We start from the raw sequence: 12,921 nt of genomic DNA, 5'->3' as shown, positions 1-12,921 counted from the left end.
AGCCTGGGCTTGGGCAGCCGTACTGCCGTGAATCGGACAGTCTAACCGACCCCTCTGCGCGCACGCGCCAAGCGACGGCGTACCTGCTGGCGTGCTACCCGTTCAACCCCACGGCCGCTCAAGTGCCAGTTTCACCGCGCGTACGCCGGGCTCGGCGCGAAGCAGGCCGGCAAGTTCCGCGTCCACCCGTACTGATCCGCTGGATGGCAGATCGACCATGCCGGCGGCGACGGGCAGCAGCAGGTCAAGCCGGACCCGCGCGCCGCCCGGACGATGTCGCGCCAGCAGCGCATCAACCCGCTGCCAGGTGCCGGGCACCTGCAGGTCCAGACGCAACGACAGCCGCTTGGCGTGATCGGCGCAGATCTGGTTGTAATCCCAGCAGCGTTCGGCCTTGAGGGCGAAGCCACCGCTGAAGGCGTCCTCGCGCAAGCCGCCCTTGATCACCAGCAGGCGGTCACGGGTCAGCAGCGGGGCGAAGTCGGTATAGGTCTCGGAGAAGAACGCGACTTCGAGCCGGCCGCTGCCGTCCTCGATCTGCACGAACATCTGGCTGTCGCCCTTCTTGCGCAGCGCGACCACCTGGCCGGCGACGACCGTGTCCAGCTCCGGTCGCCAACCGCTGCGTGCGCTTTCCGGACGCGATTCCCAGATCCTCTCCAGCGCACCCAGATCGTGCCCGATCAGGTCCAGCAACTCGTCGCGGTAAGGGTCGAAGGGATGCCCGCTGAGGTAGTGGCCCAGGGTTTCGCGCTCGCCGGCCAACAGCTGGCCGAGCGGAAACTCGTCGGTCTCGCGCAGGTCGATATGCAGCGCTGGACCGGCGTCGCCGCCGCCGAACAGGCTGACCTGCCCGGCCTCGCGCTCGCGGGCCAGCTGCTCGGTGGCGCGGACCACCTCGGGCAATTGCAGCATCAGGCTGGCGCGGTTCTTCCCCAGTTTGTCCAGGGCGCCGGCGCGGGTCAGCGCTTCCAACGCGCGGCGGTTGAGCTTGCCGCCTTCCACGCGCTTGCAGAAGTCGAGCAGGTCAGCGAATGGGCCCGCGCGGCGCGCCTGTACGATCGCCTCGCACGCGCCATAACCGACACCTTTCACCGCGCCCAGACCGTAGCGGATCGTGTCGACAGGCGGTTTGGCATCGGCGTCCACGGGCACTGCTCCGGCGTCCGGTTCCACCGCCTCGAACATGTACGCCGAGGCGTCCACATCCGGTGGCAGCACGGTCAGATTCATGGCCCGGCACTCGTCCAGGAAACCGGTGACCTTCTCGGTGTTGTCCATGTCGGAGGACAGCACCGCGGCCATGAACTCGGCCGGGTAGTGCACCTTCAGCCACGCGGTCTGGTAGGCGACCAGCGCATAGGCGGCCGAGTGCGACTTGTTGAAGCCGTACTCGGCGAACTTCTCCATCAGGTCGAAGATCGGGCTGGCGACCTTGGCCGGAATGCCGTTGGCCAGGCAGCCGGCCTCGAACTTGGCCCGTTCCTTGGCCATTTCCTCGGGCTTTTTCTTGCCCATCGCGCGGCGCAGCAGGTCGGCGCCGCCCAGCGAGTACCCAGCCATGACCTGGGCGATCTGCATCACCTGTTCCTGGTAGACGATCACGCCATAGGTGGGGCTCAGCACCGGCTCCAATGACGGATGCGGATAGCTGACCTCGGCCACGCCGTGCTTGCGGTCCACCCAGTCCTTGTCCATCCCCGAGCCGAGCGGACCGGGGCGGAACAGCGCCGCCAACGCGATGATGTCCTCGAAGGTGTCGGGGCGGGCGCGCTTGAGCAACTCGCGCATGCCGCGCGACTCGAACTGGAACACCGCCACGCCTTCGCCGCGGGCGAACAGCTCGTAGGTCGGCTTGTCGTCCAGCGGCAGCGCGGTGATGTCCAGCGGTTCTTCGCCGGTCTTGGCGCGGCGCACGTTGATCGCCTTCACCGCCCAGTCGATGATCGTCAGCGTGCGCAGGCCGAGGAAGTCGAACTTCACCAACCCGACCGATTCCACGTCGTCCTTGTCGAACTGGGTTACCGGCGTCTTGCCGCGACCCTCGCCATCGTGCTCGGCGAACAGCGGGCAGAAATCACTCAGCGGCGAGGGTGCGATCACCACACCGCCGGCGTGGCGACCGGCGTTGCGGGTCAGGTTCTCCAGACTGCGCGCGAGGTCCAGCAGGTCGCGCACGTCGTCTTCGGAGTGATAGCGCGCGATCAGGTCGCCGGACGCCAGCTCGGGATTCTTCTTGGCCGCCTCCGACTCGCCCAGCGCGTCGCTCAGGCTCACGCCCAGCGTCATCGGGATCAGTTTGGCGATCCCGTCGACGAAGCCGTAGGGATGGCCGAGCACGCGCCCGCAGTCGCGCACCACCGCCTTGGCGGCCATGGTGCCGTAGGTGATGATCTGGCTGACCCGGTCGCGGCCGTACTTGCGCGCGACGTAGTCGATCACCTCGTCGCGGCGGTCCATGCAGAAGTCGATGTCGAAGTCGGGCATCGACACGCGCTCCGGATTCAGGAAGCGCTCGAACAGCAGGTCGTAGGGCAGCGGGTCCAGGTCGGTGATGCCCAGTGCCCACGCCACCAGCGAACCGGCACCCGAGCCGCGCCCAGGCCCGACCGGAATGCCCTGTTCCTTGCCCCAGTTGATGAAGTCCGCAACGATCAGGAAGTAGCCGGGGAAGCCCATCGACAGGATGACGCCGAGCTCGGTATCGAGGCGGTCCTCGTAGTCCTGTCGGGTCTTGCCTTCGGCCAGCGGCGCCTTCTCCAGCCGCGCGTCCAGCCCGTCGTGCGCCTGGCTGCGCAGCCAGGACTCGATGGTGTGGTCATCGGGCACCGGGAATGCGGGCAGGTAGTAGGTGCCCAGCTGCATCTCGAGGTTGCAGCGGGTCGCCAGCGCCAGTGCGTTGTCAATCGCGTCAGGGACGTCGGCGAACAACTCCGCCATCTCTTCGGACGACTTCAGGTACTGCTCGGCGCTGTACTCCTTCGGCCGTTTGGGGTCGTCCAGCACCCGGCCGGTCGAGATGCAGACGCGCGCCTCGTGCGCGTCGAAGCCGTCGCGGTCGAGGAAGCGGACATCGTTGCTGGCGATCAGCGGCAGCCCGCGCTTGGCCGAGGCGTGGATCGCGAATTCGTTGAACGCGGGCTCGTCGGCGCGCCCGGTCCGGGTCAGCTCCAGATGCAGGCGGTCGTCAAAAATTCCCTGCCAGTCCGCCAGCCAGGCCTCGGCCAGCTCGGGCCGCTGCGAGGTCGCCATGCGCCCGGCGAGGCTCTGTCGTCCGGCCAGGGCGAACAGGCCCTCGTTGTCCTCGCGCAGCCATTCCGGGCGCAGCGCGACGCTGTCGGTACGGTGGCCTTCCATCCACATCCGGCTGAGCAGGCGCGACAGGGTCAGGTAACCGGTGTGGTCGCGGCATAGCAGGGTCAGGCGCGAGCTGGCCTCGTTGCCATCGGCCAGGCCGATGTCCGCGCCCAGGATCGGCTTGACCCCGGCCTGTTCCGCAGCGCGATAGAACTTCACCGCGGCAAACAGGTTGTTGACGTCGGTCAGGGCGACCGCCGGCTGACCAAGCATCACGCAGCGTTTGACCAGCTCGTTGACCCGGATGGTGGAGTCGACGAGCGAGAATTCGCTGTGCAGGTGAAGGTGGGTGAAGCGAGCTGGCATTCGTGCCGTGGACCGACCGGCTGGGGCAACGCCCAGAGTATCAGCCACGGTCGGCCGGGCAAGGCCTTGACAAGCCTTGCGGGGACCGAAGACGACGGTACGCGCGCCGCGGGTTTCCGGCCCGCGGCACGCAATGGCTCAGTTCACCCGGAAACGCCCAGCCTCATCTTGCGACAGGTAGCTGGTGCGTCCGGTCCTCCGGCAGTGTTCCGTCCACAGCCATTCGGCGGTCCGGGCGTCGTCGAGCTGGTCCCGGGTGAAGCCGAAATGCCGGCGTGACTCGCCGCGCAAACCGGCCTCGATCCTGCGCAGGCGACAGAAGTCGAGGTAGTCCCTGACCTCGTCGGCCAGAGTGGGCCATGCCGTCTCGACCACCACCGCGCCGTCCAGCCAGCCCACCACGGGCAGGCTGTGGGGAATCAGAGTGTCCTTGCCATGCAGGTAGTCCAGCGCTGTCGCGGCAGCAATCGCCGCCGCGGCGTCGGTCTCCCACTCCGGATCGGACTGCATCAGGTCCATGGCGCCTGCGCGGCGGATCCGTTCGCGGATCGACTGGGGAATACGTCCGTCCCGGGCCTGGAATATCAGCTCGCGCGCGGCGGTGGCCAACTGGTCGCCGTCGACTTGGGGATGCTCGGCACTGATCTGCGCCAGCAGTGCATTGAAGTGCGCCAGACGGACCGGGTCGGGTACGAAGTCGCCGATCGAGTGGCGGTTGGAGTTCAGTCGCACCGCGCCGCTGAACAGGCTTGCTGGCAGCGGGGATACGACGAATAGGGACGTGTTCATGAGGATAGCCTCATTGCTTGTCCATGCCTGGACGGGGTGGCTGGCGGATCCAACGGTAGACACCGTCATCCGCGACAGGCCAGAGCCGCCAAATCGCTGTGCAATGGGTCTGCGACCCGGCACGCTCCACGACTCCAGCGTGCTCGCTCGCGGGCCAGCTGGCGAGTGCCGCAAGTCCTGGGGCGCGACACGCACCACATTCCGAGAGGCCCGTGCGCATACCTCTACGCGTTGGTTTATCCGCGATTGGGAAACGGCAGGTGAACGTCTGACCGGGGCTTCGGGGGCCGTTCCCGTTCAGTACCTGATGACCGCCCGGCGATCGACGCGGCGCTGAGCCCGCCGGCCCCGTCCCGGTCAATCACCTTCCGTACCGGGGCAAAACTTCGCCGGTGGTGGGGACAGGCGCCATGCCGGTCCAGCGCGGCGAGGTGCGCCGGAGTGCCGTAGCCCTTGTGAGCGGCAAAGCCGTAGTGCGGCCATTCCTGGTCCAGCGCGCACATCAGGCGGTCGCGGGTGACCTTGGCGAGGATGGAGGCGGCCATGATGGCGCGGTCGCGGCGGTCGCCGCCGATCCACGCTTCCGCCGGGCAAGGCAGCCCCTTCGGGATCACGTTGCCGTCGATGCGGGCCGCGACGGCAAGGTGACTGACGGCCTCCACCGCACGACGCATTCCGGCCATCGTGGCCTGGTAGATGTTGATGCGGTCGATCTCCTCGACCTCCACTGCGACCACGTGCCAGGCAAGCGCGCGCTCCACGATTCGCGCGTACAGCTCATCGCGCCGTCGCGCACACAGCACCTTGGAATCGTCCAGCCCGTTGACCGGGGTGCGACCCGGCGCAAACACCACGGCAGCGACCACGACCGGACCGGCCAGTGGCCCACGTCCGGCCTCGTCCACACCGGCGAACGGTTCGGCAGCCCTGACGGTGTCCAGTTGCAGGGTCAGTTGGTCGGTGCAGCAGCCCATCGGCTCAGGATACGAGCTCGACGATCGCCTGTGCAGCCTGCGCGGAGGCGCCGCGGCGCAGCGAATCGTGCAGGGCGAGGAAGCGCAATTGCAGGCCGCGGGTGTCGGCGCCGCGCAGCCATGCCAGGCACGCATCTGCCAACGCCTCCGGGCGGCATTCGTCCTGCATCAGCTCGGGCACGACCTCTTCCCCTGCGAGCACGTTGGGCAGCGCGTAATGATCGACCTTGAGCATGCCCAGGGTTTTCACCAATAAATACGTGAACGCGGAAACCCGGTAGGCGACGACCATCGGTCGTTTCGCCAGCATCGCCTCCAGCGTCGCGGTGCCGGACGCCAGCAGGATCACGTCGCTGGCGACCATCGCGGTGCGTGACTGTCCGTCCACCACGCTCAGCGCACGCGAAAGCGCAGTTGCGTCCGGGTGGCGGGCCAGGGCGGTCGCGAATGCGTCGCGTGCCTGCGGTCCGGCCATCGGCGCGACCACCTGCAGCGCCGGTTCGGCGGCAAGCACGCGTGCCGCAGCGCCGATGAAGTCGGCACCCAGACGCTGGATCTCGCCGACCCGTGACCCCGGCAACAGGGCGAGCACGGGTCGTTGGGGATCCAGTCCGAGCGTCGCCCGCGCCGCATCGCGGTCGGGAACCAGCGGCATTGTGTCGGCAAGCGGATGGCCGACGAAGCGCGCGTCCACGTCGTGCCTGGCGTAGATCGCCGGCTCCATCGGAAACAGGCACAGCACCAGATCGGCGCTCTCACCGATCCGGGCCGCGCGTTTCTCGCGCCAAGCCCATACCGACGGGCTGACGTAGTGCACGGTGCGCACACCGCGCTGCTTCAGCCACTTCTCCACGCCCAGATTGAAGTCCGGTGCGTCGATACCAATGAACACGTCGGGCTGCCACCCCAGCACGCGTTCGCGCAGTTCCCGCCGCAGGCGGAGCAGGCGTGGCAGGTGGCGCAGTACCTCCGACAGGCCCATCACCGCGAGCTCGGAGGCATCGAACCAGGTTTCCATGCCAGCATCGCGCATCGCCGGACCGCCGACCCCGACAAATTCCGCGCCCGGCCAGCGCAGGCGGAGCTGCTCGATCAAGTCCGCGCCGAGCAGGTCGCCGGACGCTTCTCCGGCCACCAGGGCAATGCGTTTGGGTCGGGTCGGGGGGAGCTCGTTGAAGATCTCCGCCACGGCACGGCTGTCGCTCACCGCAGCAGGGGCCGATCGCTGCTGTCGATGAAGTCCAGCAGCTGGCGAACATCGTCGCTGTCGCCCGCCATCTCGCGCAGGCGGGCCTGGGCCTCCTCCAGCGTGTGGCCGGCCACGTAAAGGGCGCGGTAGGCCCGCTTGATCATGGCGATGCGCTCGGCGTCGAAGCCGCGCCGCTTCAGGCCTTCGTTGTTGATCCCGCGCGGCCGGCTGTAGCCTTCCTGGGCCACCATCACGAACGGCGGCACGTCACCGTTGACGAACGCGCCCATGCCGATGAACGCGTGCGCGCCGATCCGGCAGAACTGGTGGACGCCGGCGAACCCGCTGAGGATCACGTGGTCGCCAACGATGACGTGGCCAGCAAGGGTCGCGTTGTTGGAAAACACGCAGTCGTTGCCGATCACGCAGTCGTGGGCGATGTGGGTGTAGGCGAGCAGCCAGTTGTCATCGCCAATGCGGGTGGCACCGCCGCCGCCCTGGGTGCCGCGGTTGATGGTGACGAACTCGCGAACCGTGTTGCGCTCGCCCATGACCAGCTCGACGCGCTCGCCGGCGTACTTCTTGTCCTGCGGCTCGCCACCAATGGCAGCGTGGCCGATGAAGCGGTTGTCGCGGCCGATCCGGGCCGGTCCGTGCACGCTGCAGTGCGGCCCGATTTCCGTATTGGCGCCGATCTCCACGTCCGCACCGATGTAGCTGAAGGCGCCCACCGTCACACCATCGGCGAGCCGTGCCCCGGCTTCGACGATCGCGCTGGGGTGGATGACCGCCGCGCTCATGGCTTGTTGACGACCTCGGCACACAGGATGTCGGCGCAGGCGGCCTGCTCGCCGTCGACCCGGGCGATGCCCTGGTACAGCGCCATGTTGCGGATGGTCCGCTTGAGGATCACTTCCAGATCGAGGCGATCGCCGGGGACAACCATGCGGGAGAACCGCGCACCGTCGATCTTGACCAGATAGAAGAGCTTGTTCTCGAAGGTCCCGCCCAGCGAGAGTTGGGTGAGGAGACCGCCGGCCTGGGCCAGCGCCTCGATCACCAGCACGCCGGGCATCACCGGCTGACCGGGGAAGTGGCCGTTGAAGAACGGCTCGTTGTTGGTGACGTTCTTGTAGGCGAGGATGCGTTTGTTCGGATCCAGCTCCGTCACCCGGTCGACCAGCAGGAACGGGTAGCGGTGCGGCAGCAGCGCCTGGATACCCGGAACATCGATCGGGAGTTTGAGTGCATCGGTCATTGCGTGTCGTCCTTAAGTTCCTGGTCGCGCAACTGGCGCGCCATCCTGTCGAGCTGCCGGAATCGCGCGGCGTTCCTGCGCCAGCTGCGATTGTCCATCAGCCCGGTGCCGGACGAGTATTCTCCGGGCTCGCGGATCGAACTGCTCACCAGGCTCATTGCGGTCACCACCACCCGGTCGCAGATTTCAAGGTGCCCGGCGATGCCGGCACCGCCGGCGATCATGCAATAGCGACCGATCCGGGCGCTGCCGGCGATGGCCACGCAGCCGGCCATGGCGGTGTGCGCGCCGATGCGGACGTTGTGGCCAACCTGGATGAGGTTGTCCAGGCGCACGTCCTCTTCCAGCACGGTGTCCTCGATCGCGCCGCGGTCGATGCAGGTGTTGGCACCGATCTCGCAGTCATCGCCGATCACCACGCCGCCCAGCTGTGGCACCTTGATCCAGCGTCCCGCATCCATCGCCAGGCCGAAGCCGTCGGCGCCGATCACCGCGCCGGGATGGATGCGCACTCGCTCGCCCAGCCGGACCCGGGTCACCAGGGTGACGCGTGCCAGCAGTTCGCTGCCGGCGCCCACCATGCAGTCCTCACCGACGATGCAGCCCGGGCCGATGAACGCGCCGGCCTCGACGCGGCTGCCCGCGCCGATGCTGCTGAAGGCACCGACGTGCGCCGCAGAGTCGATGACGGCGTCGGGATGGATGTCAGACATGGGGTGCACCCCGGGCTCGCGCGCGGGCGGCACTTCGAATGTCGCGGCAATCTTTGCGAACGCCGTGTACGGATCCTCGGCGACCAGCGCCGTGCCGGCGTAGCCCTCCGCATCGGCTGCGCGCATCACCACCGCGGCGGCCTTCGAGCCCTCCAGCTGGCTGCGATACCTGGGATTGGCCAGGAAAGCGAGCTGCCCCTCGCCCGCGTGGGCCAGAGTGCCGACACCATGGATGAGTGCAGTCGCGTCGCCGCGCACGCCGAGCGTGAATCGCTCGGCCAGCTCGGCCACGGTCGGGGCAGGTGAGGTCATGACGGCCGGGTCCGCCGTCAGAACGAGCCGCCGAACGTGAACTGCAGGCGCTCCAGCTGGTCGCCGTCTTCCTTCTTGACCGGGAACGCATAGCTGATCGTGATCGGGCCCATCGGCGATCGCCACATCAGCGCCAGACCGGTGGAGGCTCGCAGCTCGCCCGCATCAAAATCGTCGGTGCTGGCGAATACGTTACCGAAGTCCAGGAACGCGGAGATGCGCGCCGCCGTGCTGTCGATCAGGGTCGGGAAGATCATCTCCACCGAGCCGACCGTCTTCACCGCGCCGCCGATCGGCTGCAGGTAGCTGCTGTAAAGCGCAGCCTCGCGCGGGCCAAGGGTGTTGTCCTTGAAGCCGCGGACCGAGCGCGTACCACCGGCGTAGAAGTTCTCGAAGAACGGGAGGCCGTCGGCGGTGACGGTCTTGACGTAGTCAGCCGAGCTGGGATCGCAATTCTCGGTCTGCACCGGATTCGGATTGGCCTGGGTGGGCGCGGTGTAGCAGATGTTGCGCACCGAGGCGTCGCCGTAGCTGTCGCCGTAGCCGAGCTCGGCGCGGGTGTTGAGCACCAAGTGGCGCGACAGCGGCCAGAAATGCGACAGGCTGTAGTTGAGCTTGTAGTACTCGACCGTCGAGCCGGGCAGGGTCGCTTCCAGCCACAGGCGCTGCGACAAGCCACGGGTCGGCGTCAGTGCGCTGTTGAGCGTGTTGCGCGCCCAGCCGATCTCGCCCCGCCAGGCGTGGAAGGTGCGCTGGCCGATCGCGTCGATGTAGTCGACGATGGATTCCGGCGTGGAGCCGCGGTAGGCGAAGATCTGGTTGCTGTCGATGCCCAGCAGCGTGGTGAAGCTGTCGGTCTCGGTGATGGGCACCCCGAGTACAACCTGCCCCATGCCGCTGGTGGACGAGTAGCGCGCGGTGTTGAAGTTGGAGTTGTTGAACTCGCTCCAGCGGAGGTTGTAGCCCAGCGAGACGCCGTTGTCGGTGAAGTAGGGATCGGTGAAGGAGAAATCGTAGCGCTGCAGGTAATCGTTGCGCTGCGCCTGCACGGCGATCCGGTTGCCGCTGCCGAGGAAGTTGTTCTGCGACACCTGGATCTGGGTGCTCAGGCCGGTCAGCTGCGAATAGCCCAGACCGAACACGAAGCTGCCGGCGGCGACCTCGTTGACGTTGTAGACCACATCGACCTGGTCACTGGTGCCCGGCACGGGAACCGTTTCCACGTCCACCTTGTCGAAGTAGCCCAGACCCTGGACGCGGATCTTCGAGCGGTCGATCGCGGCCTGCGAATACCAGGCGCCTTCAAACTGGCGCATCTGGCGGCGCAGCACTTCATCGGCGGTACGGGTATTGCCCTTGAAGCTGATCCGGCGCACGTTGACGCGCGGCCCCGGGACCACCTGCATTGCGATCGCGACGGTTTTATCTTCCCGGTTCACGTCCGGAATCGGGTTCACCTGGGCGAAGGCGTAGCCGATGTTGCCCAGCGTCGCGGTGATCGCGTCGGAGCTGATCTCAAGCAGGCTGCGAGAGAACACCTGGTCGGCTTTGACCAGCACCATCTTCTCGATGTCTTCCTTGGGCAGCACGGTGTCGCCGGTGATCTCGACACTGGAGATCTTGTATTGCTCGCCTTCGGTCACGCCTGCGGTGATGAACATGTCCTGCAGGTCGGGACTGATGGAAACCTGGGTGGAGTCGATGTTGAAGTCGACGTAGCCGCGGTCGAGGTAAAAGTTGTTGAGTTTTTCCAGGTCGCCGGAGAGCTTCTCGCGCGAGTACTGATCATCGCGGCGGTACCAGCTCAGCCAGTTGTGGACGCCCGACTCCCAGCCGCCGGTGATCTCCTTGTCGTCAAACAGCTCGTTGCCGATCAGGTTGATGTGCTGGATCTTTGCCGCCTTGCCTTCTTCGACGGCGATGGTCACGTCGACGCGGTTGCGCGGCAGCGCCGCCACCGACGGGGTCACCTTGACGTTGTACTTGCCGCGGTTGTTGTACTGGCGGGTCAGTTCCTGGGTCACGCGGTCAAGGCTCAGGCGATCGAAGGTGTTGCCTTCGGTCAGACCGATGTCGTTGAGGCCTTTCATCAGGTCCTCGGTCTTGATGTCCTTGTTGCCGGTCAGGGTCAGCTTGTTGATTGCCGGACGCTCGGTCACGGTGACCACCAGGATGTCGCCTTGGTGGCCGATGCGGACGTCCTCGAAGAACCCGGTCTTGTAGAGCGCGCGGATGGCGTCGCCCGCCGCGGCCTGGTCCATCGTGTCGCCACGCTCCACCGGCAGATACGTGAATACGGTGCCCGCGGAAATCCGCTGCAGGCCGTCCACGCGGATGTCACTGACGGTGAACGGGCCGACCGGTGCGGCGATCGCCGGCTGCTGCTGCGCAATCGCGCTCAACGCGGGAACCGTGGAAAGCGCCGAAGCAAGGGCCAGAACCAGCAGGCGGCGGGGGATGGGTCGCGTCATTGTCACGTCCGGTTGGGGAACTTGCGGCACTCGCCGGGGCAGGTGCCCGTGGAGGCGGCGAAATAGGGTGAACGGGTGTCGGCAGTGGCAGGCAGGGCAGGCGGCATCAGTGCAGCAGGTTGTTCACGATGTCGTTGTAGAACGCCAGGCCCATGAGCGCGGCGATGAGCATCAGGCCGATGTATTGGCCATAGGCCATCGTGCGCTCGCTCACCGGGCTGCCTTTGACCAACTCGATAAGGTAATACAGCAGGTGTCCGCCGTCCAAGAGCGGGATTGGCAGGAGGTTCAGTATGCCGAGGCTCAACGACAGCATCGCCAGCAACGACAGGAACCATGCAGCGCCCTGGCCGGCATAGGCATTGGCCGCGCGGGCGATGGTGATGGGTCCGGCGACCGTGTTGCGCACCTCCACGCGGCCACTGAAGGCGCGGCCGATCATCGAGAACAACTGGCCGGCCTGGTGCGCGGTTTCGCGCAGCGCGGCGGGCACGGCAACGATCGGGCCGTAGCGCAACTCCGCGTCCATGGCGGGCTGCTCAGGGCGCGCCGGCGAGATCCCGATGGCCCAATAACTGTCTGCACCCTCAGGTGTGACGCGGGTGGGCTGGAGTTCCAGCGCGAGGCGCTCATCGTCGCGAATCACCTCGACCATGCCTGGACCGCCGCGCTCGCCCAGGCCCTGCACCAGCGGCCCAAGGTCGGACCACTCCTGCACCGAGTGGCCGTCAATCGCGCTGATGCGGTCGCCTTCGGCGAGCACACCCCAGGCCGCGGTGTCCGGAGCCACCTGGCCGACCACGGCGGGCAGCGAATGATGGCGCGGCACCAGGCCGATCGCGTCGACCGCCCGGCGTTCGTCGAAGTCGGCCGGCAGGCGCGACAGCGGGAGGCGCCGGGTGCCAGTGTTGCCATTCACGTCCAGCACCTGCAGCTGGACGTCAATGCGATCCAGCGCGGACGGAATCAGCGCCATCTGGACTTCGCTCCAGGTGGGCGTCTGGCGGTCCCCGACCGCAGTGATCGTATCCCCCCGGTGCAGCCCGGCATCCGCCGCAATGCCGGTGGCCTGGCCGAGCACGGGCGCGTAATCCGGGCGGCCGATGACGAACATTGCCCACAGCAGCAGCACGCATAGCAGCAGGTTGGCGAGCGGACCGGCAATCACGATCGCGATCCGCTTCCAGACCGACTGGCGGTTGAACGCGCCGGCGCGGTCGGCTTCGGTCAGTGATGCGGCGGTGCTGGTGGCGTCGCCTGGCTCGCCGGTGCTCCCCGCTGCCGGCATGTCTTCGATCAGCGCACGCTCATCGAGCATCTTGACGTAGCCACCCAGCGGGATGGCGGCGACCACGTACTCGGTGCCGTCCTTGCCGCGCCGCATGAAAAGCGGTTTGCCGAAGCCCACGGAGAAGCGCAGGACCTTGACTCCGCAGCGGCGCGCCACCCAGTAATGGCCGAACTCGTGGAAGGTCACCAACAGGCCGAGGCTGACCAGCAACCACCAGACGGAACCGATCAGCTCAGCCATGGGCGGAATCTGCAATCAGGA

9 protein-coding genes are annotated in these 12,921 nt (G+C 67.0%); all 9 read right to left on the bottom strand.

The window, feature by feature from the left end; genetic code table 11:
- Nucleotides 1-102: 102 nt before the first annotated feature.
- The 9 genes from dnaE to rseP all read right to left on the bottom strand — a co-directional run bounded on the left by dnaE (nt 103) and on the right by rseP (nt 12,900).
- Nucleotides 103-3,663 carry a DNA polymerase III subunit alpha gene (gene dnaE, locus KZ491_RS05865; protein WP_222564944.1) on the bottom strand — a complete coding sequence of 1,187 codons (3,561 nt, stop codon included), beginning with the start codon at nt 3,661-3,663 and terminating at the stop codon, nt 103-105.
- A 138-nt stretch (nt 3,664-3,801) separates the two neighbouring features.
- Nucleotides 3,802-4,452, bottom strand: coding sequence for a hypothetical protein (locus KZ491_RS05860; RefSeq protein ID WP_222564943.1), 651 nt, complete (start codon nt 4,450-4,452; stop codon nt 3,802-3,804).
- 236 nt (nt 4,453-4,688) lie between these two features.
- The gene (locus tag KZ491_RS05855) at nt 4,689-5,426 is read right to left on the bottom strand and encodes a ribonuclease HII (protein ID WP_222564942.1); all 738 of its coding nucleotides are present in this window, start codon (nt 5,424-5,426) and stop codon (nt 4,689-4,691) included.
- Nucleotides 5,427-5,430: 4 nt separating this feature from the next.
- A complete protein-coding gene (lpxB, locus tag KZ491_RS05850) occupies nt 5,431-6,633 on the bottom strand; it encodes a lipid-A-disaccharide synthase (protein WP_222564941.1) in 1,203 nt (400 codons plus the stop codon).
- Nucleotides 6,630-7,415: an acyl-ACP--UDP-N-acetylglucosamine O-acyltransferase gene (gene lpxA / locus KZ491_RS05845; protein ID WP_222564940.1), complete on the bottom strand. Its 786-nt coding sequence runs from the start codon at nt 7,413-7,415 to the stop codon at nt 6,630-6,632. Before lpxA ends, lpxB begins: the two co-directional genes overlap by 4 nt.
- On the bottom strand, nt 7,412-7,873 hold the full coding sequence (gene fabZ, locus KZ491_RS05840) for a 3-hydroxyacyl-ACP dehydratase FabZ (protein WP_043958928.1): 462 nt from the start codon (nt 7,871-7,873) through the stop codon (nt 7,412-7,414). Before fabZ ends, lpxA begins: the two co-directional genes overlap by 4 nt.
- Nucleotides 7,870-8,898, bottom strand: coding sequence for a UDP-3-O-(3-hydroxymyristoyl)glucosamine N-acyltransferase (lpxD, locus tag KZ491_RS05835; RefSeq protein WP_222564939.1), 1,029 nt, complete (start codon nt 8,896-8,898; stop codon nt 7,870-7,872). The genes fabZ and lpxD overlap by 4 nt, the downstream gene beginning before the upstream one ends.
- 17 nt (nt 8,899-8,915) lie before the next feature.
- Nucleotides 8,916-11,369 (bottom strand): outer membrane protein assembly factor BamA, encoded by a 2,454-nt coding sequence (gene bamA, locus KZ491_RS05830; protein ID WP_222564938.1) that lies wholly within the window; start codon nt 11,367-11,369, stop codon nt 8,916-8,918.
- A 106-nt stretch (nt 11,370-11,475) separates the two neighbouring features.
- Nucleotides 11,476-12,900, bottom strand: coding sequence for an RIP metalloprotease RseP (rseP, locus tag KZ491_RS05825; RefSeq protein ID WP_222564937.1), 1,425 nt, complete (start codon nt 12,898-12,900; stop codon nt 11,476-11,478).
- Nucleotides 12,901-12,921: the final 21 nt, after the last annotated feature.

Source organism: Novilysobacter antarcticus, assembly GCF_019802285.1.
In the GTDB taxonomy this organism is placed as follows: domain Bacteria; phylum Pseudomonadota; class Gammaproteobacteria; order Xanthomonadales; family Xanthomonadaceae; genus Novilysobacter; species Novilysobacter antarcticus.
This window is presented reverse-complemented; position numbering and strand designations above follow the sequence as displayed.

Excerpts from the sequence above, each read along its gene's own strand:
- dnaE (WP_222564944.1), bottom strand. The coding sequence starts at position 3,663 with ATGCCAGCTCGCTTCACCCACCTTCACCTGCACAGCGAATTCTCGCTC.
- KZ491_RS05860 (WP_222564943.1), bottom strand. The coding sequence starts at position 4,452 with ATGAACACGTCCCTATTCGTCGTATCCCCGCTGCCAGCAAGCCTGTTC.
- KZ491_RS05855 (WP_222564942.1), bottom strand. The coding sequence starts at position 5,426 with ATGGGCTGCTGCACCGACCAACTGACCCTGCAACTGGACACCGTCAGG.
- lpxA (WP_222564940.1), bottom strand. The coding sequence starts at position 7,415 with ATGAGCGCGGCGGTCATCCACCCCAGCGCGATCGTCGAAGCCGGGGCA.
- fabZ (WP_043958928.1), bottom strand. The coding sequence starts at position 7,873 with ATGACCGATGCACTCAAACTCCCGATCGATGTTCCGGGTATCCAGGCG.
- lpxD (WP_222564939.1), bottom strand. The coding sequence starts at position 8,898 with ATGACCTCACCTGCCCCGACCGTGGCCGAGCTGGCCGAGCGATTCACG.
- bamA (WP_222564938.1), bottom strand. The coding sequence starts at position 11,369 with ATGACGCGACCCATCCCCCGCCGCCTGCTGGTTCTGGCCCTTGCTTCG.
- rseP (WP_222564937.1), bottom strand. The coding sequence starts at position 12,900 with ATGGCTGAGCTGATCGGTTCCGTCTGGTGGTTGCTGGTCAGCCTCGGC.